The organism is Pseudomonas sp. JV241A (assembly GCF_900275665.1).
Taxonomy (GTDB): domain Bacteria; phylum Pseudomonadota; class Gammaproteobacteria; order Pseudomonadales; family Pseudomonadaceae; genus Aquipseudomonas; species Aquipseudomonas wadenswilerensis.
In genome coordinates this window covers 1-23,287 of the sequence record NZ_OPYO01000037.1, presented here as the reverse complement: position 1 = coordinate 23,287, position 23,287 = coordinate 1, and the positions used below count along the sequence as shown (strand labels likewise).

Here is a 23,287-nt window from a genome sequence, read left to right as displayed (position 1 = left end):
CGCTGGCGCTGGTGGCCTGGGCGTTCTGGGGCACATACGAGCACGGGCGCTCGACCATGGATGCCGAGTGGCAGGCCAAAAGCGAGAAACAGGCCAATGCGTTCCAGCGAGAGAGAGAGGCGGCCGCTGTGGCGGTGATCGACTGGCAGGGCGCAGAGCAGGCCCGGCGCCGCGCCCTTGAAGATCAGCTGCAGGCCAACGATAAAACCCACCTCCAGGAGCTGACCAATGCTCAAGCAAACCAGGCTCGCCTGCGCGATCGCCTCGCTACTTCTGATCTCCGGCTGTCAGTCCTTCTCGCCGCCCCGGGTGGTGGAAGTGGGGTGCCAGCCACCTCCAGCCCCGGGGGCGTGGTTCATGGCACCGCGCGAGGCGAACTTGACCCATCGGCTGCTCAACGAATTGTCGCCATCACCGATGCCGGTGACCAAGGATTGATTGCCCTGCGGGCGTGCCAGGCCTACGTTCGAGAGGTCGGGCGGTGAGCTGGAAAACAGCAAGCCCCGTCGGATGCTTTCGACCCAAAGCGGACATAGCCGAGCACGACTCCTAGCGACCGGACATATCTGGTAGCGCCCCGTTCGATAGCAAGGTTGCCCGTCTGCTGGACATCATTGCGCTCACTGGTAAGCCAAGACAATCCCTGCAAATTCCCTAGCACGTACCACGTACCGAGGCTGAGCAACTGCTCAGAACGTCTGAATCATTGATGAGCGCAAGCAATCGCGGCTCTATGCGAGTGCTTGACATGAGGGTTTCCATGAGGCGGATCCTTGTACGTTTCTCGGAACTCTGGCAAGCCTGCTTTTTTGATCGGGGCGGTAGCGATTGCAACTTAGCGACGCACCTTCTTAAGCATTGGGCAATCATTACTTCTTGATAACCCAATCCAGGCGATTGTGTTTGATCGTGTAGTTTGAAATCCATGTCAGTGAGCCTACATATTTCGGCTTTCCGTTGTCGGGCCAGGCGATACATTGGGTGTCGCTGACAGGCTGGTCCGGGACATTCTTGTTCCCACTGTTGAGAATGAGCAGCGCAGGACGGTAACTAGGGTCGCTAGTCTTGGGAGCATCAACCCCCAGGACGGTAACAACGTGTCCGCTAGGATAGATTTTTCCGTCGAGTTCAGTCACCGACAGGAAAAAGCCGGTCGAGGGCTTTGATATGGAAACTTGCAAAGCAGGGTCGAGCGGAGTTTTCTTTGTGATCACGGCATTTTGGTAGAGGTATTCGTAAAGCAGGGGCACATTGGAGAACGCTTTACTGCCGAGGGTCAGCTTATTACTGCTGTAGGCTTCGAGCGCCATTTTCCAGTGATCACGATTGAACTCAGTGCACGACGGGCACGTCGTTTTCAGCACCGCCCTTATCCTGGTTTCGCTTTCCTTCATGGTAGCTTCGGAGTCGATCAGGAAAGGGCTGAGCGATAGAAGAGACACACCGACGGCCATCGAATATGACTGACAGGTCGAAGAGGTCGATTGAGCCGGCGGCGCATTCAGCACATCAAAGGTCAAGCCCACAGCCGCGGTCGAAGAGAGCAGGGGCATCAACAGAAACGCATGTGCAAACTTCATGGAAATACCTCGCATATTGGGTCAGCTGGTGTTCATGCTGTCATCAGCAACCAAACCAGTTACACAGGGTTCTACCCACATCCCCGCGCTTGGCTTCATTCACGATGTCGTCGAGTACCCGGCCGACGGTACGTCCAAGATCAACCAGCCGCACGACTAGCTTGTTGCCAATTTCTTGCAGCTCTTGATAGCCCTTGACCAGGTCGTTGCCATCGCCCAGGCCGTGGGTTAGATCGTGAATCGCATTGTTCAACGTTTTTACGATTGTATTGTTCGGCCCGAAACAGCCGCCTTCCTGACCAATCTGTCCACTCATGCACTTGGTCAATTCTGCAACAGTGAGGCGCCCCGCCGTACAACTTGCAAACGAAATCGGCTCTCCGCCCGAGGATGCAGCGCATTCGGCAGCCATGCGAAGCTCGGCATTCATCTGTGGCCCCGCGACGCAAAGCGCAAAATCGACCGCTCCTGTCGAGGTCGTACCACAGGACAATGCCTTACCAAGGTCACCAGGGATGATTTCACCGATGGCGCACTTCGCTGTCGCCTGGGTGTCACCATTTGCCGCAATAACGCAGGCCAGGGATTTCTTGGCGGTAGGGTCCATCGGGATGCTATCGTTCAAACAGGCCAGACGCTGCGCATCACTTTTTGAGGTTGCAATGCAGCGCGCCGTCTTCACGCCCTCACTTTGTTCGGGAAGACAAGCCAGCACTTTGTCTTCCACACTATTGCTGGACTCGATGCATTTGATCGCTGTGGTCATCTCCGGAGGCAGGGTGTCATTGCATTTGAGCACGGCCTTCAATGCACTTTGCTCGCCGGTTGCGCACTTGTATTTTTCCTCGATCTTGGCCAGGTCTCCGTCGCCACTGCATTTGGCCATTTCCGTCAGATCCGCACCTGCAGCTTTCAAGCAGTTTGCCTGTTCCACGACTTCCTTGAGCCGATCATCCTTGAGAAAGCAATCGGTTCTGCTTTGCTCGCCGCCAGCAGCGAAGCAACTGAGTGTATTTTGCTCGTCCGGAGTCAGGGATAACCTGGCAAAGCAGGCCTTGGCTTGCTCCTTGTTGTCCTTGGATGCTGCGAGGTCCTGACATGCCTTGAATGCCGTAACGAGCTCATCGGTGTTTTTACTCAGCATTGCCAAGCCTTCCTTGACCGGGCGTACCAAACCCTCTGTCGTCGTCTTGATCCGCTCGATTTCCTCGTTAACCATCACATCAATATTTGGCGGCCTAGGCACGAGGTTCTGACAATGTCCATCCCTCACACAGCTCAGCACATCCAAGAACCGTCTGGGGATACTGCTCATCAAAGTCGGATAGAGAGTGCAACTGTCCAAGTTCGCGGGGTCATCACACAACTTGTCCAGCAGTGACATGACTTGCAGGCAGGCCGGCGACGCTCCGTTGTCGAGACATTGCACCCCGTTTAGCCTGTTGAACGTCGTTTGAAATAGCGGGTCCAAAAAGGTGCCAGTGCAAAGCTCGACATTTCCTGTCAGGCATTCACGAACCAGTTTCGAGGGAGGAATATTGAAATGCAACGGTACGCGAAGCCCGGTGCAGCTTGAGTCCAACAGGCATTTTGTGATGCTTTTGTTGTCCAGCACCACACCCGAGCACGCGGCAAATTCCTCTATTGGAAGGCCCAGCTCAATGTCCTCACCGGTTGACGAAACTTTGGTTTTAACTTTGTCGAAGCATGACTTCACCCGTTCCTGTACTGGCGCTACCAAGTCCTGCATATCGAGAACTGAAATTGTCAGGGACGACTTCACCGTCCCTAATTGAGGTTTCGCATCAAAGTCGGATGCCTGGCTCAAGATGCCCACAATACGCGGTGGTTGCTGAACTCTACTGACCTCCACTTCACTTGAAATGCTGGCAAGGTAGGTATATTCGTACAGTCCACGTCTGCGCATCTGCAGGATGGCCTCGTCAAGCGTTGACTTCTCCACGTTTGACGCTACCGTGAGGTAGTAGTACTCGCCTTGTTTGATGGCTGCAAAACTCACTTCAGGATACAAGTTACGGATGGCCGCAAGTTCGGCCTTCACCATTTCAATATTGGTATAAATCTTCCTTTTGATAAGCGCTATAAAGTCCTGGCTGACGCCTGCGTACTGGGTCCTAGCATAACCTATGCCATCAAAGCTCGGTAGAGGTGCTCTCGCGATCAGTTGTGGCCACTTCTGTTTTGCGACGCGTAATTCATACACATAGAATTGGCCTTCGAGTATGGTTGGATCGCCTGTTTTGTCGAAGCCAAGGCATTTAAAAAGAGGCTTGAAATCAATGCTCTTTCTTGCCCAGTATAGAGATTCGTGGGCTTCGATTTCCGTAGCGTAGCTAGCAACGACAACCGAGTATGGAAATGTTTGACGCATGCCTGCGATGGATGAAGACTGCATGATCTTCAGGGGGGGGGTAGGGTAGGCGACGATGGCGGCAGGGATGTCAGGATTCGTTTTTCTCAAACAGTTGAACCTGTTCTTAGCGTCCGCAAGTGAATTTCCGCCCATGAGCTGTGTGAAATACCTGAGCTCTATAGGGATTTCGGATCCAACATTAAATACGTTGTCAACACGGTTTTCTGTTTCGCTGGCTTTAGCAGAAAATGCAATGGCAGCTATAAGTAAAACCTTCGATAGGTAGCGAATCATCCATGTCTCCCTGCCGAGAGTTGGTCAACATAATCCAGACATTAGCTCACTGTTTCTGGAACACAAGTTTTACCGATTCTGTACTTTTCCGGGCTTCTACGGGCATCCCTGGCGCTCCTTAGCTGGCCTAAAGTAGTTGTCGGTGGTCGTCGCTGACTCGGCTGATCTTCGGCCAGGCCCGAATAGCCGTTGGCCTATAATGTTCTGACCAAATATCCGGAGCAGTAGCGTGAAGAAGACCCTGGGGGGAGCAATTGAGGCTGGCGAGCCGCTGATTCAGCAGGCTATCGATGCGCAGCGGCGCTACCAAGCAGCCCAGGACGCCGGCCAGCCGGCAGAGGAAGTCGAACGCCTGCGTCTGGAGGCCGAGTCGCTGTACCAGGCTGTCACCGAGTACCAACTGCGGTCGCTCGGCGGGCCTGCACGCTCGTTGCACTAATTTCAACTTATCTCCGGCCGTCTGGCGTCGGCGGCATGCCGCCGTAGGTGCGAGGAATCCCGCCGATCTGCCGATTCTTCAGCTCTGTATTTTCCACGAGTGCGTCGGACAGCTCCCAGGTCATGTGCTCGATCCTGGCGTTCAGCTTGGTGATCTCAGCGGCTTGGGCCTGATGAATGGCCACCAGCTTCTCGATGTTCTCTCTGGCCCGATCGAGCTCATGCCGCAACTGCTCACACTCGGCTTCGACCAGGCGCGCATGCTGGCGCAACATTTGAACAGGCGTGGGCATGCCCAGCGCGAAGCTGTCGTCTTCGATGATCACGGTTCCGCCTATGAATACTGTTTGGATGTACAGTAATCGAGGTGGGCGTATTCTGACCATCGGAGCTGACGAGAGGCAGAGCAGTCTGGGGAACTAACCTTTCGGGACTCTGGCGCTAGCGTGCTCCGGCGACGAAGTCTCTGCACACTACATCCGATATGGCCCGGGCAAGGGATCCTTTGAACAAGGGCGTAGGCTCATCGTCACCGCTGGCGTTTTCAAGGTCCGTCACCGAAGAGCCGGCGCCCAAGAACAGTACCCTGCGCTGGACGCAATCGAACTGCCGCTTCGAGTAGCTGATCCCGCTGATGCCTGTTCTCTGAGTGATCACCTGAAGGCCTGGATCGGTCTCGGTCACGCTGATAATCGAATACTCAGCATTAGGATCGGACGGGGCTGTAATGGGGGCAGCATGTGCCCACGGGCTTAATACCACCGCTGACCAGATGGCAATTTGCTTCCCTATCATGGCTATTCCCTGTGCGTTTTGAACGGTGCAGGGAATATACGGTAGTGGACATTTCCGGGATGTGAAGGAGGCAGGTTAGAAAGCTGACGAGTTGCAGGAGGAAGGGATTGTGTTCGGTCGACAGGACGCCATGATATGCCGAAACGGCATGGAAGAGGGGAATATCCTGCCGGACCAATTCACGGACCAGCAGGTGTGTTTCAGTGGGTAGGCGCGAGGGGTTTGGCCCAGTAAAACCTACTCACCGGAACCCGCTAACACCTGTTTGATAGCGCATGGGGATGTTAGCGGTAGAAATCAAGTGCTTATCCTGCGGGGGTTCCAGAGGTGTGTTTAGGTGCCGTCGCCTGATCGGGGCCAATTCTGGGCCGATCAGACGCTAGCCGGCAGCTTCTCCAGCTCCCTCCAATCCGAGGAGGAGCTGATCCATTTTGCGTAAGTAGAGAGCAACATCTCGACGCTATGGCCGAGCTGGTTCGCGATGAACGCGGGGTTCATCCAAGCCATCAGGCACATGGTTGCGTAGGTGTGGCGCGTGTCGTACTGCCGACGTTCACGGATGCCCAGCGCCTTGAGCGCGAGCTTGAAGTGCTTGATTGTAAAACTTGGCTCTCTGATCCACATCCCGCCTTTGCCCGGTTGGAATACAAATGGGCTGGTGGGAGTCGCGGACTTCGAAGCAATCCGACGCAGATCGGCCGGGCGCCGGGCGTGGAGCGCGCGCTCATTGAGCAGGATAAACCCGGTGGTGCTTTGTCTTGGTCCGGTCTTCTGGCTGGCCATCGACGATAATGCGCCGGATGCTTCGGCGTGTTCATCGTTACCCCAGAATCGGCCGGAAGGATCGACCCAACCTGTCACGGTCCGGATGTTGGTGGCTTCAGGGGATTCGTACATCACCACTTTTTCTTCAGACATGACTTCGTCCTTGCCGCCATATCACGGCTGTTCAATACAGGGGAGAGGGGTTAAAGCGGGCGGAGTACAAATGTACTCTTTGCATCAAAAGCTACTGCGGCAGCGGTAATGCACGGATGGCCTGGGCCAACTCTGGGAAGGAGCGACCCGCCACTCGGTCAGTTGCTCACACGGCACGCTGACCATCTGTTCGGTATTGCTGGATCGGTTTTCTGTGGGCATGGGGATACCTCGCTGAGAAGCGACTAAAATTGAGATTTTTTGGCACAAACAACGGGTGAAGCATGGAATGCTTAATCTGCGGTGAGAAGGCGAGGGCACTGTCTACAGCTGCTGTATTTGTCGAAGTTGATTGCCCCGCGTGTGGCTACTACGGAGTTCCGAGGTTCTTAGTCCAACAGATCCTGAGAGGAGAGTGGCGGCTCGATAAGGACAGAACGAGGACCTACCTGGCGATGCGAGCGGTGAATAAGCAACTACCTTGGATAACGAAGATTGATATCAATATTCATCTTCTACGTCAGGTGACTGTCCCTGGTCGATAAGCAGCAGGTGATTCGATGAAGCAGCTACTGTTGGGCGCTTTGCTGGTTTCCGTCGCCGGCATTGCCAATGCGGACATCCCACTGGTGAATGCAACTTGCCCAGGAAACATTGAGGTGCATGCCGATGAAGGCGGCCCGATCTACATCAATGGCAAAGAGGCGAAGCTGAAGAAATTCAACGACAACTATTTCGAGGCCAAAGGCAGCGGGGTAACTATCTCGCTCACCATCAAGCCCGATGGCTCGCCCGATGTGTCGTACACCGGCAAGGGTGGTGCGAATGGAGTGTGCGAGCTGACAGATCAGGACTGATATACCAGTGTGCTGGCGGGTAGCAGACGAGGGGCAGGCAAGCCGTGCTTTGAAGTAACACATCGCCTTGCTTGTCCTGCAACTCTTGGTAGGCCAGGTACTTCGCCTGCGAGCGCGTCGCGCCCCATACCTGTTGCACCCAGTGGTGGTCGTCGCCAACCCAGTGTTCGACGTTGAACCAGTCGCACCAGGGCGGGATGACTTTCCATTCCTTCAGCGGTAGCTTCTCGGCCATTTCGCCGTATGAGCACTCCAGGCTCGCCGTTGGCAATTGCGCGGCGCTCGATCTCGGCCGGCACATTGTAGTGGCGGCGAACGTAGTCGCAGTTGTAGCAGCTCGTGGCTTTCTCCATGCATGCGCCGTCCTCCGTGGCCGGATGCGGCATGGTGGCAATGTGGTTTGGGATGGGGTATTGCGGGGGATCGGCATGGGGCCGGGTCAAGGAGCGAGAATGGCCTACAAGACTCGCGTCAAATTCATCGTTGAAAAGGCGAAGGAGATAGCCTCGTCTCTGAATGAAAATCTGGCCGAATATCAGCCTGACCCATTCTAGGGCCTGCTTAGTCCCTGGTCGAACCTTCAAGCGCAGGTCTTCTTCCTGCAGCTTCGCGGACTTCTCGCACCTGCGCCGGTCGCGCTCGGCCTGGTCCATCGCCATGTGACGCCTCCTTTAATCCGCTTGGCGGCAAGTGAACATGCAGTTGCCGGCGGCGCTGCTGGGTGATCTTCTGGATGCGTCTCATGGGTGGCACACCTCGATTGGCTTCTTGTTTGTAGAGCCAGAGGGCATGACCACTAGTAGACGCTTGTTTGCGCAATACACGCCCCAGGCTGACCAGTGGACGTGGCCATGGCCGCCGCGTACTTCACGGCGGGGATGGGCGGGGCGATTGTGGCGATCATGGCTACGCCCCAGCCACTCGCGCTCCGACACCCACAGGCCGCCCTGACACTGCCCTCCAGTTCATGGCCACGGATGGTTGCCTTGGTCTGGAATGGAGTCTCGCCGCTGCCATGGATAGGGGGACGCAAGTGGTTCGGCTGTCCGTCGCTCATCGCAAGACAGGTACTTTTTGAATTTTTCAGGCTTGTCCTAAAGATTCCGGGCAAAGCCTCGGTTAATTTTTACTCGTTCGCCCGGCACATTGGCTCTATACCAACGCTTGGATTAAAGGCCCTGCGCGTCAAGCGATCAGCCCCAATCAATGCGTAACGTTTTAGGAGAAGTTCGCTATGGACAAGGCTTTTAATCGCTCCTCATTTGTATCTGGTCTTCTGCTTTTGCTGGCCGGGACAGGGATGGCCATAAACTTTTTTCTGAGGTCGAAGAGAATTGATATTCCCGTGATTTCTCTTCTGGTTATTGGTCTCGCCATGACCTATTCAGGGTGGAAGAGAAGTCGCAGAGAATAGTCAACCCACGCCGTGCATGGCGGCAGATAACTTCATAGGGTGAACTGAGCGACCACTTCATCCGATGACATGACATCGGCATACTCATCACCCAATATAGCCAAGGTCAATTCATGGACAGTTATGGCGTCCCATGACTTTCCATGCGCCCCAATGACGGGCACAGCTGTCGTGGCGTCTGAGGGAAGGATGATGCTGTATCCGAGTGCTTTTCCCGCACGGACTGTGGCATCCATGCTGTTGTGAATGACAACACCCGTCAGCACCAATCGCGTAACCTGCATCCGTTTAAGAATGGCGTCTAGTTCGGTGCCAATGAAAGCGCAGTTTTCCTGTTTGGTGATGATGGTTTCTCCCTTTATAGGGGCGACGTCCTTCTTAATGCCATTCCATGGGCCATGGACGTAATAGCTGGATGTAGGAGTCTGCTCATCGTGCTTCACGTGAAGAACCGGCCAACCGATCAATCGCCAGTGATTGAGAAGGCGTAGGATGACCAGCAAATAGTCAGGATTATTTTTGCCATCCCAGTTCGGCCGATCAATGGCATCTTGGACGTCAAGGATAACAAGTGGGATAGGGCCAGATTGATCTTTCATGCCATTTCATCTCCTTTGAGTAGTGCACCAGCCCAGTGTGCTGAAACGAGGTTTTGGGGCATGTTCGCGGTCATGATGTTGCCGAATATCGCTTTTGGAGTGCTTTGGGGTGTCCGGTGTCGCGCAACCGACTGAGATCTCCCGTCAGTTCTTCCTTGCCCGTGCTGTCGAGCGTTCAAGGCAGGGCACTTAGCCCATCATCCTGGCAAAGAAAAGCCCGCAGAGGAAGGCGGGCCAAAGGTGTCACGAGGAGTGGCAAGACTATGCACCCTGGCTTGTGAAAGGATTGTGAATGCCACTGCAACAGAGAGCCCGCCGAAACGGGCTGAAGCCGATCGCAAGCAAGGAAGAAGGAGGGGTGATACTGATACCGCGCTGTTGTAGACTCGCGCAGCTTGGCCCCTGAACCTGCCATGGAGATCCCGATGTTCACGATGAACGCCCTGGTGCCCGAACTGATCGTAAGCGACCTGCAGCGCAGCCTGCAGTTCTACTGCAGCACCGCGGGTTTCACCCTGGAATACCAGCGCCCTGAAGACAAATTCGCCTTCCTGTCGTTTGGCCAAAGTCAGCTGATGCTGGAGCAGGATTGGCACAGCGATTCGCCCTGGCGCGTGGAACCGCTGGAACAACCGTTCGGACGAGGCCTCAATCTGCAGATCCTGTGCGATAACGCCCAGGACCTGGCAGATGCCTTCGAAACAGCGGGGTACCCCTTGCGCCGGGCGGTCGAGGCGCATTGGTACCGCAGTAACGACCGCCTGAACGGTCAGCGCAACTTCCTCATCCAGGACCCGGATGGCTACCTGTTGCGTTTCAGCGAGAACCTGGGAATGCGAAACTGCCGGTAAGGGCACTTGCAGATGAACCAACCGATCAATGCCTGTGCTGTACCTGCCAACTCGCAGATCCACCCGCAACTGCCCGGCGCCGACTTCGTTGACGCTCACCGAGCCGCAGTCGGCAATATCGAACGCTCGGCGCTGGGGCATTTTCTGACGTTGATGAGCAGCATGCCGCGCTGGATCGACAACCTTATGGTGCTGCGCAATCGCCTGGTTCGACTGTGCGGCCTGAAAGACCTGGGGCGTTTGTCGAGAGTCGACCTTCAGCGCGACGAGGCGTCTTACCAGGTCAATGAGCGCGTCGGGATTTTCACCCTGATCAGCAATAGCCCGGATGAAGTGCTGCTGGTCGACCGCGACAAGCACCTGGACGTCTACATCTCGTTGCTGCGGCTACCCTTGGACGCCGACAACCGCCGCGAGATCGTGGTGTCCACCGTGGTGCACACCCACAATCGTCTCGGCCGGTTGTACATGCTGCCGGTCGCGCCGTTTCACCGATTTATCGCGCCCATCGCCCTCAAGCGCTTGATCCGCGCCAGGTAAAGGCTTGCCTCAGACGAAGCCTTGGCCGGCGAACCCGCGTGGCAAACGCTGCCGGCCGGGCAGGGCGCTCAGGCGCTCGACCCAGGCGCTGCGCCAGTCAGTGCCGGTGTGTTGAGTTCTGGCCTTGCGTGCGCTGCGCCGAGCGGCATTGCGCTGGTCCTTGCGGGCAGTCTTGAACGCCTCGGTGTTGCGACAGCTGCGGCATTTGACCCGATTGAGTTCGGTGGTCGTGACCAGGTTCTTGCCGTGGTGACCGCAAGCAAGGTGGCCGGCGGTCTTGTAGTGGGTGACCATTGGTATCCTCCTCGGCACTGTTGCTTGACAACAGGCTCTTAGGATTGGACCGCTTGGGCACGGGCAGGTTCGGCGCTACTCGCTGGTGACCAACAGCGTCATCCATAGTCAGCGCGGCGAAGGCAAGGGCGAGGAGGCTCAGGGTGTGGCTATCCCGGGGGCGGGTGGTTTTGTGCATAAGCATCCGTGCTTGCAGTCATCATCGGACGGCCGGAAATTGGCGAGCATGACAGCTGTGCCTGAGGCTGTTGCAGCCTGTACATTCTGTGTTGCCTGAACTACGACCGCTGCGCGGTCGATCGCGGGCAAGTCCCGCTCCCACAGGTTTGGTATACACAGACCTACTGGAGTTGGCTAAAAACCCGAGGTCTGTTGCTGCACGCTGAACTGCTTGCGAAACCACTCCTGGAGCATGGCCTTCTCGGCATACAGGCGGTCGGTGTCGGCGCGCCGGCCCGGGCGCTGCAGGTAGAACTTGTCGCTCAGGTGCGCGTCGGCCTGGCTGAGCACCTGGCCGGGTTGCGACAGGGTGTAGTGCAGGTCGATACTGGGCCAGGTGACGTCGCGCAGGATCCGTACCGAGTAGGCATTGCTGCGCCAAGGCTCGTAGTGCCCGGCCAGGTCGATGTCGCGGATGTCGATGCGCAGGGTCTGGCCCGCGGGCAGGTAGCGTTGGCCCAGTTTGACCAGGTAGGCGCTCAGCTCCTTCATGACGTAAGCATCGGCGCCGCGTTGGTAGCCGTTGCTGTCCAGGCTGGCGTCGCGAAAGTGTTCGGGTTTGTCGAAGGTGACTTCAACGTTGGGCGTGGCCGCGGTTTGCGCCAGGCTGTTGAAGGCCATCAGGCTCAATGTGGCCAAGGTCAGGGCAGGGCGCATGATTCACCTCCAGGTGCAGCCTTGCGCAGTTCGCTGCACAGGCTTCATTGTACGCCTGTGGCGATTGAAAACAGAGGAGTGGGTAGTGCGCAGGATCGAGCGATTCACCGCCAATCGGCGCGGCAGGGACATCGCCGTGGGTGACATCCACGGGTATTTCTCGCGCCTGCAGGAACGGCTGACGGCGATCGGTTTCGATCCGGCGGCGGACCGCCTGTTCAGCGTTGGCGACCTGGTCGACCGCGGGCCGGAGTGCCCGCAGGCGCTGCAGTGGCTGGCGCAACCCTGGTTCCACGCCGTGCAAGGCAATCACGAGGCGCTGGCGATCACCCACGTTGATGGCGGCCTGCTTGATTACAGCCAGTACCGCGCTGCGGGCGGCGGCTGGTTCCTGGCCCTGAGCGAGGCTGAACAGGTGCGCTTTGCCGAACGCTTTCGGCGCATGCCACTGGCAATCGAGGTCGAAACCGCAGGGGGGCTGATCGGCCTGCTGCATGCCGATAGCCCTTACCGCCGTTGGGCCGACTTGCGTGAGCAACTGGCGAGCACCCCGCCGAGCGAGGTCCAGGAGGTCTGCCAATGGTCGCGCAAGCGCCTGTATGTCGGCGATGTCACGCCCATCGACGGGCTGCGCGCATTGATTGTCGGCCATACCCCCCAGCGGCAAGTAAAGGTGCTGGGCAATATATGGCATATCGATACCGGTGGCTGGGCCAGCGGCCAGTTCAGCCTGCTGGACCTGGCCAGCCTGACCGCGCTCAGCGCCAGCCCAGGTGAATGATCACTGCCAGTGCCAATAAGATCAGCACGGCGCCGGACACCCGCTCAAGCCACGGCAGTGCCCGGGAAAAGCGCCGGCGTACTCGCAGGTTGCCGATGGCTGCGGCGACCAGAACATCCCACAGCAGCACGGCGCTGAACATCCACAGGCCGTAGACCAGCTTCCAGCCCAGGCTGGTGTGGCTGCCACTGACCATGCTTGCCAGACTGACATAGAACAGGGCGTTTTTCGGGTTGAGAATGCCGGACACAAAGCCCATCAGCAAACCCTGAATCCAGGGGCTCGCCAGCCCGTCATTCGCTGCGGTTACCTGAATCAGCGAGGTGCTGTCGGCATGGCGAATGAACAACACGCCGATGTACAGCAGGTAGGCGCAACCGGCCAGTTGGATGGCGACGAACAGCGCACTGTCCGGGCGCAGCGCCGAGACTCCGCTGAAAGCGGCAAGAATGAACACGCCGTTGGCCAGGGCGATACCCAGGCAGGCGCCGGTCGCCTTTAGCCAGCCGGCGCTCATCGAGGTGCGCGCAACCAGGAAAAAATCAGGGCCGGGGGACAGCAGGGCAAGAAAATGCGCTGCCGCCACGATCAGAAACTGCTCCATGAATGACGGACTTCTTCAGCGAGAGGGGGGCTGATTGTCGGTGCCGTGCGAGGGGCCTGTATTGAACGAAATTGCGTGTTCAGCCGCGGTACAGCCCAGGTGTTACGCCGGTGTGGGCCTTGAACACGCGCTGGAAGTGGCTCTGGTCGGCAAAGCCCAGGCGATAGGCGATGTCAGCCATGTCCTGGCCCTTGCGCAACCACTGGCGCGCGCGGTTGATGCGCAGGTTCAATTGCCAGGCATGGGGGGTAAGGCCGGTCGCGGCACGGAACGCCCGGATCAGTTGGTATCGGCCCATGCCGACGCTGTCCGCCAGTTCGCCCAGCGACACGCTGCGGGCGTCTTCCTGGGCAAGCCGTTGGAGCAACGCTTCAAGGTTGCGCTCAAGGCGTTGCGGTGGCGGCGACAAGGTCTGGGTTGGCGGGCTGTAGTGATCGCCAATGAACGCGATCAAAGTGGCTTCTTTCTCATGGGCACTGGCCGCAGAGAACAACAGATCGTTGAGCCGGGTAAAACGGGCGTAGGTCGACCGGTTGCACGTGACGTGCGCCGGCGTTCCCTCTACCTGCGCCGCCAGTGCCGACTCCAGGCGCAAGGTCTGCAGCCAGGCGGCGTCCAGATGGATCATCTGGTAACTCCAGCTCAGCCCGGGTTCGGGGTTGCAGGCATGCACGCAGTGCGCCGGAACGAACACCAGCGTGCCAGGGTGAAGGCGTGTTTGCGCTTTGTTCGCGCCGCTAAACACACTGCTGCCCTGATCGACCGCACCAATGGAGAACGTTGGATGGCTGTGCGCCTTGTAGCAGGCACGGCTGTCGCAGGCGCGGCGGCTTTCGATATAGGGCAAGGCCGGGTCGCGCCAGAACGCTGTACGGGCGGCGTCAGTTGGCTGGGGCATGTGCAGGAGCCGATGAAAACGTGGCCAGAAGTCTATCACTGCATGGCCCGCCAGGGGCTGCACAGTTTTGCCGTCCAGCTGTACCTTGACGCGGGTACAGCGGCGAGCGGAACCTTGTGTTCTTTGCCACCGGAGCGCCCCCATGGACCTGACCACCCTGGCCCTGTTCATCCCGGCCTGCTTTGCCCTGAACATGGCCCCCGGGCCGAACAACCTGTTGTCGCTGAACAATGCCAGCCGGTATGGCCTGCGAACGGCCTGTGTGGCGGGGATTGGCCGGTTGTTCGCCTTTGCCGGGATGATCGTGCTGGCGGCCATGGGCCTGGCGGTGGTGCTGCATACCAGCGAGTACCTGTTCCTGGCCATCAAGGTGCTGGGCGCTGCGTACCTGTTCTACATCGCCTGGCAGTTATGGCGGGCACCTGTGGGCGAGGCGGCGCTGGTCAGCGAACGCCGCCGCGGTACGTTGCGCCTGGCGCGCCAGGAGTTCTGGGTGGCGGCCGGCAACCCCAAGGCGATTCTGATCTTCACTGCCTTTTTGCCGCAGTTCATCAGCGTCGGCAGCCCGCTGCCGGTGGCCGAACAGTTCACCTGGCTGGGCGGTATGTTCCTGCTGCTGGAGTGGCTGGCCATCGCCATCTACGCCTGGCTGGGCGCCTACCTGCAGCGCTGGTTCAACCAGCCCGGGCCGCGGCGGCTGTTCAATCGGGTCAGTGCCACGCTGCTCAGCTGCGCCGGGATCGGCTTGCTGGCAGCGCGGCGGGCTTAGAAACTGAAGCGCACACCGGCGTTAGCGCCAGTGCCTTCCAGTTGCGAGCTATCGAGGTTGCGACGATGGTTGAGGCTGAACTGAACCGCGAAATTACTGGTCAGTTGGGCGACGAGACCAGCTTCGATTTCCAGTGAAGTGCCTTTGAAATCGGTCTCGATCTTGTCGCTATCATCAAAGGTCACAGTGTCCTGGCCACCGTCAACGTGCCAGATGTTGGCTTGCAGGAAAGGACGCCAGTCTGCGGTTTGCGCCTTGAAGTCACCCTCCAGGCGCAGCCCGAGGCGACCGGTCAGCTCGGTATCACTGTCAAAGTCAACCTTGGATACCTGATCACGTTGGCCTTTGAGTGACACTTTCTGGGCAATCAACTGTGCCTGGGGCTCCAGTGTCCAGGCCGTCGACAGCAGGAAGGGGTAGCCGAATTCGAGCGAGCCGGTCCAGGCATCGCCGTCCAGGTCGAGCTTATCGCCTCGATCGGTGCGGGCGCGGCCATCAAGGTCGGTGTATTGCACCACTGCATCAACATACCACTGCAGGGGAGCGATCAGGGTCCAGTAGGCACCGACACTGTCGCCGTCCAGCTTCAGGTCGCCAACCGAGCGGTCCTGGATGCCCTGGGCATAGCCCTTGACGTCGCCGTCCAGGCGGCTGTGGCTGACGTAAAAGCCGATATGCTGGCGGTAGCCGCTTTCGCTGACCTGCGCGTAGAGGTCCTGCCCGACCTTGAAGCCGTAGAGATTGCCATCCAGGCTCGGGCTTACCGTGCCGGACCAGCGCTGGTGAAAGTTATAGCCATATGCCTGGCCCCAACTGGCTGAGAAAGCACCTTGCTCCCGGAGCGACGTCTGGTCGCCGTGGCGCTGGTGGAAGGTGCCCAGGTTGAATCGCGATACCAGCGCGGCGGCCCGCGGCGCGACAGCATATACCGGTACTGCCGGGCGGTAGATCACCAGGCTCTGGCCAGCCGGAGGAATGGACAGGACTGGTTGATTGGGTGCGGGAGCCAATACCGGCGGGGTAACTGCCGGTGGCACTACCGGTGGCGGCTGGTCGACCGGAGGAGGTTGATCCACCGGCGGCGGCGCGGGCGGGGCGGTGATACTCGAGACCAGAAACCAGCTCTGCTCACTACCGGCAGTGGAGCCGCCCTTGACCAGGCGATAATCGAAGGCACCAGCTGACAGTACCTGGGTCTGAACAAATGCTCCATTGGTACTGGTAGCGCCATTGGCGGCGATCACCACGGGAATACCGTTGACGTTAGTGGCGGCCCCGGTACCTCCAAAGTTATTGATCAGCAGATTGGTCGAGCCGGAAATCAGCCCACCGTTTACCACCAGGTGATCGGAAGGCGCGTCATCGCCGGCCAGCACCGTGTTGAGTGCAAGCGTGCCGCCGTTGCCGGTGTAGTTGCCGTTGATAGTCAGGCTGCCTTGGGCATTGCCGCCACTGCTGAGGTCGATCAGCCCGGCGTTGGTCACGGTGACAGGCTGTCCGTTGGTGAACGGGCTGATAACACCCGTTTGCGATACCAGGCTGCTGCTGGCATCGATGTTCACCACGCCGCTAGCACTGGCGGCGTCGCCAAGGGCCAGGGTGTCATTGAGGGTGAAGGCACTGCCGTTGTTGAGGTTGAACGTTTCCCAGTTGGTATAGAGGGCGCCACCGACAGGCTTGCTGTTGTCGAAGGTCAGGGTGTCCTGGCCGGCGCCACCGTTGACCGTGATGTTCAGGACGCTGGCCTCCAGGCCGCTCAACGTGGCCTGGTCGTTATCACCGCCCATGTCCACCGTGCCATGTATAACCCCGCCACCTTGCCAGGTAAGCACGTCGTTGCCGACACTGGCGAGCAGGTTGCCCAGCAGCTCGCCGCCGGTGATGGTGAACGTGTCGGTGCCGCCACTGGTGCTGATGTTGCCGCCGATGGTGCCGCCGCTGAGGATAATGGTGTCGTTGCCAAAGCCGGTGACCAGATTACCGTCGATGGTGCCGCCGGACATGTCGAAGGTGTTGTCGTCCAGCTTCATGTTGACGCGGCCAATACGTCCGCCCGTGAAGATTGCAAAGTCACCGTCTTCGAAGAAATTGATGATCCATCCCTGAGACATGAAAAAGGTATCAAGACCGTCGCCTTGAGCCAGCGACTGGATAGTCCCGCCGGTCATGCGAAAGTCATCGATTCCCGATGTCTGGATCTGGGCGCCTAGAGTCTGGCCTTGGCCGACAACAAGGTTTTGTGCCAAGGCAGTCAAAGGCAGGGCGCTAAGTACCACGATAAGCGAGGCTCGCATCAGGCAGGCTCCATTTCCATACAGGGCGCTGACCACTGCAGATCCAGCTTCCCTGTGAGCGCTGGACGGGGTCTGCGTTGATGTATAGAGCAAACAGAAATATCGACAACTGGCAAAAATGCTAGGTGGCGAATGGCCGCTACTGCCCCGCAGCCGGCAAAAGCCTCAGGTGCTTATAGTGAAAGGGTCTGATTCGATTGGGAAATATGACCTAGTCTTGCAGCTGGACCGGGCAACACGGAACCGCTGTCCGCCACCTGCCAAGGAGACGTACCGATGCTCTCGACCCTGGAGTTGCGCAACATCATAGAAAGCAGTTTTTTACCCACCCGCTGCCAGTGCACCCTGGCCGCCGACCGTTCACTGACCGTGCGGGTGTTCGACCGCAGCTGCGAGCGGGTCGACCTGTTGGTCACCGGCATCAGTGCCGAGCAACTGACCAGCAGCCGGGCGATTTCCAACCTGATCGTCGGCCTGCGCAATGACCTTGAAGATCAGCGTAATCAACGCTCGCAGCGGCGCCGCGACAGCCTTTAATCGCGGTAGAACACCTGCACCAGGTGATAGCCGAACTTGCTCTTGATCGGGCCGTGCACGGTACGCAGCGGTTTCTTGAAAATGACCTGGTCGATGGCGCCGACCATCTGCCCCGGCCGCACTTCGCCCAGGTCGCCGCCGCGCTTGCCTGACGGGCACGTGGAGTACTTCTTGGCCAGCACATCGAATGCCTCGCCCTTGGCGATGCGTTGCTTGAGCTGTTCGGCCTCTTCAGCGGTCTTGACCAGAATATGCCGGGCCTGTGCTTTCATCTCAACCTACCTTCGCAAAGGGTAAAAACCGCGCATTATGCCTGATCGCGCAATTCTTCGCGGTCACGAAATTGCCCCAGGGCCTCGGGGTTGGCCAGGGCATCGGTGTTCTTCACCGGCTCGCCGTGCACCACGTTGCGTATCGCCAGTTCAACGATCTTGCCGCTGATAGTACGGGGGATGTCCGTCACGGCCGCGATCACTGCCGGCACATGGCGCGGCGTGGTGTTGCTGCGAATCACCTGACGGATGCGTGCCTGCAAGGCGTCATCCAGTTGCAGGCCGTCGCGCAGGCGCACGAACAGTACCACACGCACATCGTTATGCCAGCGCTGGCCGATGGCGACGCTTTCGACCACCTCATGGATCTTCTCGACCTGGCGGTAGATTTCCGCCGTGCCGATGCGCACGCCGCCTGGATTCAACACCGCGTCCGAGCGGCCATGGATCAACATGCCGCCATCGGCCAGCTCCTCGGCATAATCGCCCTGGGCCCAGACCCCGGGGAACTGGCTGAAGTAAGCGGCATGGAAGCGTTCGCCTTGCGGGTCATTCCAGAAACCCAGGGGGATGGCCGGGAAGTGCCGGGTGCAGACCAGTTCGCCTTTTTCACCGATCAGCGCATGGCCTGCGTCATCCCAGACCTCAACCGCCATGCCCAGGCTCTTGCACTGGATCTGGCCGCGGCGCACCGGCAACAGCGGGTTGCCGATAACGAAGCAAGAGACAATATCGGTACCGCCCGACATCGACGCCAGGCACAGGTCGCGCTTGAATTCGCGGTAGACGTAGTCGTAGCTTTCCGGCGACAACGGCGAGCCGGTCGACAGCAGCAACTTCAGCGAGTCCAGGCGATGACTCAGGCGTGGCTGCAGGCCGGCTTGTTCCAGGGCCGCCAGGTACTTGGCGCTGGTGCCGAATGCGCTGATGCGCTCGCTGTCGACCAGGTCGAGCAGGCGTTCGGGGCCCGGATGAAAAGGCGAGCCGTCGTACAGCACCAGGGTTGCCCCCACGGCCAGGCCGCTGACCAGCCAGTTCCACATCATCCAGCCGCAGGTGGTGTAGTAGAACAGCACGTCATCATCGCCCAGGTCGTTGTGCAGGCCGTGCTCCTTGAGGTGCTGCAGCAACACGCCGCCGGCGCTGTGGACAATGCACTTGGGCACGCCGGTGGTGCCGCTGGAATAGAGGATGTACAGCGGGTGATTGAACGGTAGCGGGGTGAACTGGGGTTCGCCGCCGGATTGGTAGAAGTCGTCCCAGAGGCTGACCCGGGCCTGACTGTTGAATTCATCGGTGCGGGTGTGCGCGCGGGTGTAGGGCACCACCAGCAGGTGTTGCAGGGTCGGCAGTTGTGCCAGTACCTGGTTGATCTTGTCGACTTGATCGATCTGTTTGCCGGCGTATTGGTAACCGGCGCAGATCATCAGCAGCTTTGGCTCGATCTGGCCGAAGCGGTCGATGATGCCGTGGGTGCCGAACTCGGGCGACGAGCACGACCAGATCGCCCCAAGGCTGGTGCAGGCCAGCATTGCCACCAGGGTTTGCCAGGTGTTCGGCATGCAGGCGGCAACCCGGTCGCCAACGCCGATGCCTGCAGCCTTGAAACTGCGTTGCAGGCCGGCCACCTGTGCGGCCAGCTCGGCATGGCTGATGACCCGTTGCTCACCGTCTTCACGCACGACGATCAATGCCGGATGAGTATCGCGACGGCGCAGCAGGTGTTCGGCAAAGTTCAGAGTGGCGCCGGGGAACCAGCGCGCATCGGGCATCTGCGGGCCTTCGTCGAGCACCTGGGTGGCCGGCTGCTGCCAGCGCACCTGGAAGTAGTCGGCAAGGGTTTGCCAGAACGCGGGACGCTGTTCGATGCTCCAGCGGTGCAGGTCGGCGTAGTTGCTGAGCGCAAGGCCAAACTGCTGATTGACCTGCCGGCGAAAGGCATCCATCCGACTGGCCTGAATACGCGCCTTGCTCGGGCGCCAGAGCACTTCGTTCATGGGCGTTCCTTTTTGCGGTTGGCCAGGGCTGCTCGCACCCCATCGCCGGCAACGCCGGCTCCCACAAGATCTGGGTTCACTCGATTCCTGTGGGAGCTGGCATTGCCAGCGATCAGCAGTGCTTTATTCCACTGTAGCTTTTTTCACTTTGTTCGAGGCCGACCAGACGCGGTAACGTACTTCAACGCCTTCCGGCACGTACACCACCACCGGCAACTTGCTGTTGTAACGCAGCATAAAACCTTCGCCGACCACCGGCACGAATGCCTGTTTTTTCTTGCCGTCCGGGCAGGCCATCAAGGTCGAGGCCGGGCCCATGACTTTTTCCAGACGGTAGTAGTTGTAACCCCAACCTTGCAGGGTCTGCTCTTCGAGGTTGCCGCCCAGGTGCTGGCGGTTGCAGTCGACTTCCAGTTGCTTGCCAGCCAGCACTTCGAGTTTGTAGGCCGACTCGTCAGCCTGCTTTGGCAGGTGGATCACCTGGCGGGTAAAGCCTTTTTCGGCCTCGGGGTAGGGCGCCACGTCCTTGAGGCTGGCGGCCTGTACCGAAGTACCGACTGCCAGGGTCAGGGTGAACAACGCGGTGAGGGAGAGTGGGCGCATAAGGCCTCCTTGCAGGTCAAAAAACACGATGCCGCAGCCAGGTTGCCAGGTTGCCCGTCACTGGGCCAGCCAGCCGCCATCGATGTTCCAGGCAGCGCCACGAACCTGACTGCCAGCCTCGCTACAGAGGAACAATACCAGCTCACCCAGGTGTTCGGGAGTGACGAAGGCCAAAGACGGCTGCTTCTCGGCCAGCAGATCGTGCTGGGCCTGCTGCGGATCGACACCGTTGGCGGCACGGTCATCGATCTGTTTCTGCACCAGCGGCGTCAGCACCCAACCCGGGCAAATCGCGTTGCAGGTAATGTTGCTGGTGGCGGTTTCCAGCCCGACCACCTTGGTCAGACCCACCACCCCATGCTTGGCCGCCACATACGCAGCCTTGCCGGTGGAGCCGACCTGGCCGTGCACCGACGCGATGTTGACGATCCGCCCCCAGTTGCGCGCGCGCATGCCCGGCAGCACCAGGCGGGTACCATGGAACACGGCCGACAGGTTGACGGCGATGATCGAATCCCAGCGCTCCACCGGGAAGTCTTCGACCGCCGCCACATGCTGGATGCCGGCATTGTTGACGAGAATGTCGACGCCGCCGAACTCGCGCATCGCGTAGGTGAACAGGTCCTGGATTTGCGCCACGTCGCTGAGGTCCGCCGGGTAATGGCCGACCCGGGTACCGTGGCGGGCGACTTCGGCAATCGCCGCGCTGGCATCGCCAAAGCCATTGAGGATCAGGTTGGCGCCGGCCTTGGCCAATACCTGGGCAATGCCCAGGCCGATGCCGCTGGTAGAGCCGGTGACGACTGCTGTCTTGCCGATGAGACTCATAGGGTGCTCCTTAAACGATACCGGTGGCATAGAACGTAGCAATCACCACGAACACCGCCAGGGTCTTGATCAGGGTAATGCCGAAAATATCCTTGTAGGCCTCGCGGTGGGTCAGGCCGGTGACCGCCAGCAGGGTGATCACCGCGCCGTTGTGCGGCAGGGTGTCCATGCCGCCGCTGGCCATGGCTGCGACCCGGTGCAGCACTTCAAGGGGAATGTTGGCGGCGTTGGCGGCGGCAATAAAACTGTCGGACATCGCCGCCAGGGCGATGCTCATGCCGCCGGAAGCGGAGCCGGTGATACCGGCCAGCAAGGTCACGGTAATCGCTTCGTTGACCAGCGGGTTAGGGATGGCCCGCAGTGCATCGGCCAGCACCAGAAACCCCGGCAGCGAGGCGATCACCGCGCCAAAGCCATATTCGGAGGCCGTGTTCATCGCTGCCAGCAAGGCGCCGCTCACCGCGCTTTTGCTGCCCTCGGCCAGGCGGTTCTTGATCGCGCCGAAGCCTGCCACCAGCACCAGCAGGATGCCCAGCAGCAACGCCGCTTCCACCGCCCAGATCGCCGTGAGCTTGGCGATATCGGTCTGCACCGGCGTGCTCATGCCCGGCAGGCTGAGGCTATGGGTCTTGCCGTACCAGGCCGGAATCCAGTGGGTGAACAGGAGGTTCATCACCCCCACCAGCAGCAGCGGCGACAACGCCAGCAGCGGGTTGGGCAGGGTGAGGTCGGCGGCGGTTTCCGGCTCGTTGCGCAGCTCGCTGCCATAGCCTTCACCGGCGCGCTGGGCCTTGTTGCGCTGGCGCTGCAGGTAGAGCATGCCGGTGCAGAACACGAACAGGGTGCCGATCAGGCCCAGCCAGGGCGCGGCCCAGGCGGTGGTGTTGAAGAAGGTGCTGGGGATGATGTTCTGGATCTGCGGGGTGCCGGGCAGCGCATCCATGGTGAAGGAAAACGCCCCCAGGGCGATGGTGGCCGGGATCAGGCGCTTGGGGATATTGCTCTGGCGGAACATCTCGGCGGCAAACGGGTACACCGCAAACACCACCACGAACAGCGACACACCGCCGTAGGTGAGCAGGGCGCAGACCAGCACGATCACCAGCATCGCCTGACGGGTGCCGAGCAGGCGGATGGCGGCGGCGACGATCGAGCGCGAGAAGCCCGACAGCTCGATCAGCTTGCCGAACACGGCGCCGAGCAGGAACACCGGAAAGTACAGCTTGATGAAACCGACCATCTTTTCCATGAACACCCCGGTAAAGGCCGGGGCGACTGCGGAAGGGTCAGTCAACAGCACCGCGCCAAGGGCGGCAATGGGGGCGAAGAGGATAACGCTATAACCACGGTAGGCAGCCAGCATCAACAGCGCCAGGGCTGCCAGGGCGATGATCACACTCATCGAGTGTCTCCTTGGGTGCATCTTGTTTTTGTTGGTTAGGAGGAGATAGCGGGAATCGTGCCATGTTTATAAGCTATTGAATTTAAAGGTAAAAAATGAATTCTTTAATGAATTTAATTGAATTTGTCTCTATGTTGAGACAAGCCCTGTGGGAGCAACTGTCTTGATCAGGCTGTTTGCTCTCGCCAAGGGGTATTGTCCCGCAGCATTGCATTCAGCCTGACGATCAGCACCCGCATACAGGCTACGAGGGCTACCTTGGCGCACTTCCCACGCTCCCGAAGTGCTTCGTAGCGTGCTTTAAATTCTGTGTTGTGACGGATGATGATCCAGCTCGACATGTACAGCACTCGCCTTACATGGGCCCGACCACCCCATATCTGGCGGTGCCCTCGATGGCTACCACTATCGTTGTTGTAAGGCGCTACGCCCACCAGAGCGGCGATCTGACGGCGGTCCAACTGCCCCAGTT

25 protein-coding genes are annotated in these 23,287 nt (G+C 59.3%); 9 read left to right on the top strand and 16 right to left on the bottom strand.

Annotation, left to right across the window (positions count from 1 at the left end; genetic code table 11):
• The first annotated feature begins 56 nt into the window (after positions 1–56).
• Positions 57–485, top strand: a complete 429-nt coding sequence (locus tag JV241A_RS25015) for a lysis system i-spanin subunit Rz (protein ID WP_134065342.1) — start codon at positions 57–59, stop codon at positions 483–485.
• A 384-nt stretch (positions 486–869) separates the two neighbouring features.
• On the opposite strand, the gene JV241A_RS25010 is transcribed toward JV241A_RS25015, so the two are convergent.
• Positions 870–1,580 (bottom strand): hypothetical protein, encoded by a 711-nt coding sequence (locus JV241A_RS25010; protein ID WP_134064970.1) that lies wholly within the window; start codon positions 1,578–1,580, stop codon positions 870–872.
• Between the two features lie 43 nt (positions 1,581–1,623).
• Positions 1,624–4,248, bottom strand: a complete 2,625-nt coding sequence (locus tag JV241A_RS25005; RefSeq protein WP_134064968.1) for a hypothetical protein — start codon at positions 4,246–4,248, stop codon at positions 1,624–1,626.
• Between the two features lie 229 nt (positions 4,249–4,477).
• Here JV241A_RS25005 and JV241A_RS25000 point away from each other — a divergent pair, with 229 nt between their 5' ends.
• Positions 4,478–4,687: a hypothetical protein gene (locus JV241A_RS25000; protein ID WP_134064966.1), complete on the top strand. Its 210-nt coding sequence runs from the start codon at positions 4,478–4,480 to the stop codon at positions 4,685–4,687.
• Between the two features lie 7 nt (positions 4,688–4,694).
• Here the strand turns inward: JV241A_RS25000 and JV241A_RS24995 are convergent, their stop codons facing one another.
• Together JV241A_RS24995 and JV241A_RS24990 are read right to left on the bottom strand one after the other, a co-directional pair.
• Positions 4,695–5,012, bottom strand: coding sequence for a hypothetical protein (locus tag JV241A_RS24995; protein ID WP_134064964.1), 318 nt, complete (start codon positions 5,010–5,012; stop codon positions 4,695–4,697).
• A gap of 841 nt (positions 5,013–5,853) precedes the next feature.
• Positions 5,854–6,264 carry an integrase gene (locus tag JV241A_RS24990; protein WP_134065340.1) on the bottom strand — a complete coding sequence of 137 codons (411 nt, stop codon included), beginning with the start codon at positions 6,262–6,264 and terminating at the stop codon, positions 5,854–5,856.
• Between the two features lie 695 nt (positions 6,265–6,959).
• Here JV241A_RS24990 and JV241A_RS24985 point away from each other — a divergent pair.
• Together JV241A_RS24985 and JV241A_RS27865 are read left to right on the top strand one after the other, a co-directional pair.
• Positions 6,960–7,256, top strand: coding sequence for a hypothetical protein (locus JV241A_RS24985; RefSeq protein ID WP_115086738.1), 297 nt, complete (start codon positions 6,960–6,962; stop codon positions 7,254–7,256).
• 173 nt (positions 7,257–7,429) lie between these two features.
• Entirely contained in the window at positions 7,430–7,810 is a 381-nt protein-coding gene (locus JV241A_RS27865) for a hypothetical protein (RefSeq protein WP_166675752.1), read from the top strand.
• An 892-nt stretch (positions 7,811–8,702) separates the two neighbouring features.
• On the opposite strand, the gene JV241A_RS24975 is transcribed toward JV241A_RS27865, so the two are convergent.
• Positions 8,703–9,269: an isochorismatase family protein gene (locus tag JV241A_RS24975; RefSeq protein WP_134064960.1), complete on the bottom strand. Its 567-nt coding sequence runs from the start codon at positions 9,267–9,269 to the stop codon at positions 8,703–8,705.
• Between the two features lie 425 nt (positions 9,270–9,694).
• Here JV241A_RS24975 and JV241A_RS24970 point away from each other — a divergent pair, with 425 nt between their 5' ends.
• Both JV241A_RS24970 and JV241A_RS24965 read left to right on the top strand, forming a co-directional pair.
• On the top strand, positions 9,695–10,120 hold the full coding sequence (locus JV241A_RS24970) for a VOC family protein (protein ID WP_134064958.1): 426 nt from the start codon (positions 9,695–9,697) through the stop codon (positions 10,118–10,120).
• 12 nt (positions 10,121–10,132) lie between these two features.
• Complete coding sequence (locus tag JV241A_RS24965) at positions 10,133–10,660, top strand: DUF2867 domain-containing protein (RefSeq protein ID WP_134064956.1); 528 nt, start codon at positions 10,133–10,135, stop codon at positions 10,658–10,660.
• A 9-nt stretch (positions 10,661–10,669) separates the two neighbouring features.
• On the opposite strand, the gene JV241A_RS24960 is transcribed toward JV241A_RS24965, so the two are convergent.
• Both JV241A_RS24960 and JV241A_RS24955 read right to left on the bottom strand, forming a co-directional pair.
• Complete coding sequence (locus JV241A_RS24960) at positions 10,670–10,954, bottom strand: hypothetical protein (RefSeq protein WP_115086731.1); 285 nt, start codon at positions 10,952–10,954, stop codon at positions 10,670–10,672.
• A 354-nt stretch (positions 10,955–11,308) separates the two neighbouring features.
• Entirely contained in the window at positions 11,309–11,830 is a 522-nt protein-coding gene (locus JV241A_RS24955) for a DUF3016 domain-containing protein (protein ID WP_134064954.1), read from the bottom strand.
• Positions 11,831–11,915: 85 nt separating this feature from the next.
• On the opposite strand from JV241A_RS24955, the gene JV241A_RS24950 reads away from it, so the two are divergent.
• Complete coding sequence (locus tag JV241A_RS24950) at positions 11,916–12,611, top strand: metallophosphoesterase (protein WP_240047904.1); 696 nt, start codon at positions 11,916–11,918, stop codon at positions 12,609–12,611.
• Here the strand turns inward: JV241A_RS24950 and JV241A_RS24945 are convergent.
• Positions 12,589–13,215, bottom strand: coding sequence for a LysE family translocator (locus JV241A_RS24945; protein WP_134064950.1), 627 nt, complete (start codon positions 13,213–13,215; stop codon positions 12,589–12,591). The genes JV241A_RS24950 and JV241A_RS24945 overlap by 23 nt on opposite strands.
• A gap of 79 nt (positions 13,216–13,294) precedes the next feature.
• On the bottom strand, positions 13,295–14,113 hold the full coding sequence (locus tag JV241A_RS24940; protein WP_115086727.1) for an AraC family transcriptional regulator: 819 nt from the start codon (positions 14,111–14,113) through the stop codon (positions 13,295–13,297).
• A 142-nt stretch (positions 14,114–14,255) separates the two neighbouring features.
• On the opposite strand from JV241A_RS24940, the gene JV241A_RS24935 reads away from it, so the two are divergent.
• Entirely contained in the window at positions 14,256–14,882 is a 627-nt protein-coding gene (locus JV241A_RS24935) for a LysE family translocator (RefSeq protein WP_115086726.1), read from the top strand.
• Here JV241A_RS24935 and JV241A_RS24930 read toward each other — a convergent pair.
• Positions 14,879–17,176, bottom strand: a complete 2,298-nt coding sequence (locus tag JV241A_RS24930) for an autotransporter outer membrane beta-barrel domain-containing protein (protein ID WP_134064948.1) — start codon at positions 17,174–17,176, stop codon at positions 14,879–14,881. The genes JV241A_RS24935 and JV241A_RS24930 overlap by 4 nt on opposite strands.
• A 276-nt stretch (positions 17,177–17,452) precedes the next feature.
• On the opposite strand from JV241A_RS24930, the gene JV241A_RS24925 reads away from it, so the two are divergent.
• The gene (locus tag JV241A_RS24925; RefSeq protein WP_115086724.1) at positions 17,453–17,713 is read left to right on the top strand and encodes a DUF1652 domain-containing protein; all 261 of its coding nucleotides are present in this window, start codon (positions 17,453–17,455) and stop codon (positions 17,711–17,713) included.
• On the opposite strand, the gene JV241A_RS24920 is transcribed toward JV241A_RS24925, so the two are convergent.
• The 6 genes from JV241A_RS24920 to JV241A_RS24895 form a co-directional block, all read right to left on the bottom strand.
• The gene (locus JV241A_RS24920) at positions 17,710–17,985 is read right to left on the bottom strand and encodes a peptidylprolyl isomerase (RefSeq protein ID WP_007932676.1); all 276 of its coding nucleotides are present in this window, start codon (positions 17,983–17,985) and stop codon (positions 17,710–17,712) included. The two genes, JV241A_RS24925 and JV241A_RS24920, sit on opposite strands and share 4 nt — an antisense overlap.
• A 35-nt stretch (positions 17,986–18,020) precedes the next feature.
• Positions 18,021–19,982 (bottom strand): acetoacetate--CoA ligase, encoded by a 1,962-nt coding sequence (locus JV241A_RS24915; protein ID WP_134064946.1) that lies wholly within the window; start codon positions 19,980–19,982, stop codon positions 18,021–18,023.
• A 123-nt stretch (positions 19,983–20,105) separates the two neighbouring features.
• A complete protein-coding gene (gene eco, locus JV241A_RS24910; RefSeq protein WP_115086722.1) occupies positions 20,106–20,585 on the bottom strand; it encodes a serine protease inhibitor ecotin in 480 nt (159 codons plus the stop codon).
• A 57-nt stretch (positions 20,586–20,642) separates the two neighbouring features.
• Positions 20,643–21,413: a 3-hydroxybutyrate dehydrogenase gene (hbdH, locus tag JV241A_RS24905; RefSeq protein WP_134064944.1), complete on the bottom strand. Its 771-nt coding sequence runs from the start codon at positions 21,411–21,413 to the stop codon at positions 20,643–20,645.
• A gap of 10 nt (positions 21,414–21,423) precedes the next feature.
• The gene (locus JV241A_RS24900; RefSeq protein WP_134064942.1) at positions 21,424–22,815 is read right to left on the bottom strand and encodes a GntP family permease; all 1,392 of its coding nucleotides are present in this window, start codon (positions 22,813–22,815) and stop codon (positions 21,424–21,426) included.
• Between the two features lie 167 nt (positions 22,816–22,982).
• Positions 22,983–23,287: transposase (locus tag JV241A_RS24895; RefSeq protein ID WP_134064939.1), on the bottom strand; the 305-nt coding region annotated here is incomplete at its 5' end.

Bases quoted from the DNA above. Each gene is read 5' to 3' on its own strand.
- JV241A_RS25015 (WP_134065342.1), top strand. From the start codon at position 57: ATGGATGCCGAGTGGCAGGCCAAAAGCGAGAAACAGGCCAATGCGTTC.
- JV241A_RS24955 (WP_134064954.1), bottom strand. From the start codon at position 11,830: ATGCGCCCTGCCCTGACCTTGGCCACATTGAGCCTGATGGCCTTCAAC.
- JV241A_RS24975 (WP_134064960.1), bottom strand. From the start codon at position 9,269: ATGAAAGATCAATCTGGCCCTATCCCACTTGTTATCCTTGACGTCCAA.
- JV241A_RS24965 (WP_134064956.1), top strand. From the start codon at position 10,133: ATGAACCAACCGATCAATGCCTGTGCTGTACCTGCCAACTCGCAGATC.
- JV241A_RS24930 (WP_134064948.1), bottom strand. From the start codon at position 17,176: ATGCGAGCCTCGCTTATCGTGGTACTTAGCGCCCTGCCTTTGACTGCC.
- JV241A_RS25005 (WP_134064968.1), bottom strand. From the start codon at position 4,248: ATGATTCGCTACCTATCGAAGGTTTTACTTATAGCTGCCATTGCATTT.
- hbdH (WP_134064944.1), bottom strand. From the start codon at position 21,413: ATGAGTCTCATCGGCAAGACAGCAGTCGTCACCGGCTCTACCAGCGGC.
- JV241A_RS24990 (WP_134065340.1), bottom strand. From the start codon at position 6,264: ATGGCCAGCCAGAAGACCGGACCAAGACAAAGCACCACCGGGTTTATC.
- JV241A_RS24960 (WP_115086731.1), bottom strand. From the start codon at position 10,954: ATGGTCACCCACTACAAGACCGCCGGCCACCTTGCTTGCGGTCACCAC.
- JV241A_RS24935 (WP_115086726.1), top strand. From the start codon at position 14,256: ATGGACCTGACCACCCTGGCCCTGTTCATCCCGGCCTGCTTTGCCCTG.
- JV241A_RS24915 (WP_134064946.1), bottom strand. From the start codon at position 19,982: ATGAACGAAGTGCTCTGGCGCCCGAGCAAGGCGCGTATTCAGGCCAGT.
- JV241A_RS24985 (WP_115086738.1), top strand. From the start codon at position 6,960: ATGAAGCAGCTACTGTTGGGCGCTTTGCTGGTTTCCGTCGCCGGCATT.
- JV241A_RS24925 (WP_115086724.1), top strand. From the start codon at position 17,453: ATGCTCTCGACCCTGGAGTTGCGCAACATCATAGAAAGCAGTTTTTTA.
- JV241A_RS24970 (WP_134064958.1), top strand. From the start codon at position 9,695: ATGTTCACGATGAACGCCCTGGTGCCCGAACTGATCGTAAGCGACCTG.
- JV241A_RS24900 (WP_134064942.1), bottom strand. From the start codon at position 22,815: ATGAGTGTGATCATCGCCCTGGCAGCCCTGGCGCTGTTGATGCTGGCT.
- JV241A_RS25010 (WP_134064970.1), bottom strand. From the start codon at position 1,580: ATGAAGTTTGCACATGCGTTTCTGTTGATGCCCCTGCTCTCTTCGACC.
- JV241A_RS24920 (WP_007932676.1), bottom strand. From the start codon at position 17,985: ATGAAAGCACAGGCCCGGCATATTCTGGTCAAGACCGCTGAAGAGGCC.
- eco (WP_115086722.1), bottom strand. From the start codon at position 20,585: ATGCGCCCACTCTCCCTCACCGCGTTGTTCACCCTGACCCTGGCAGTC.
- JV241A_RS24945 (WP_134064950.1), bottom strand. From the start codon at position 13,215: ATGGAGCAGTTTCTGATCGTGGCGGCAGCGCATTTTCTTGCCCTGCTG.
- JV241A_RS24940 (WP_115086727.1), bottom strand. From the start codon at position 14,113: ATGCCCCAGCCAACTGACGCCGCCCGTACAGCGTTCTGGCGCGACCCG.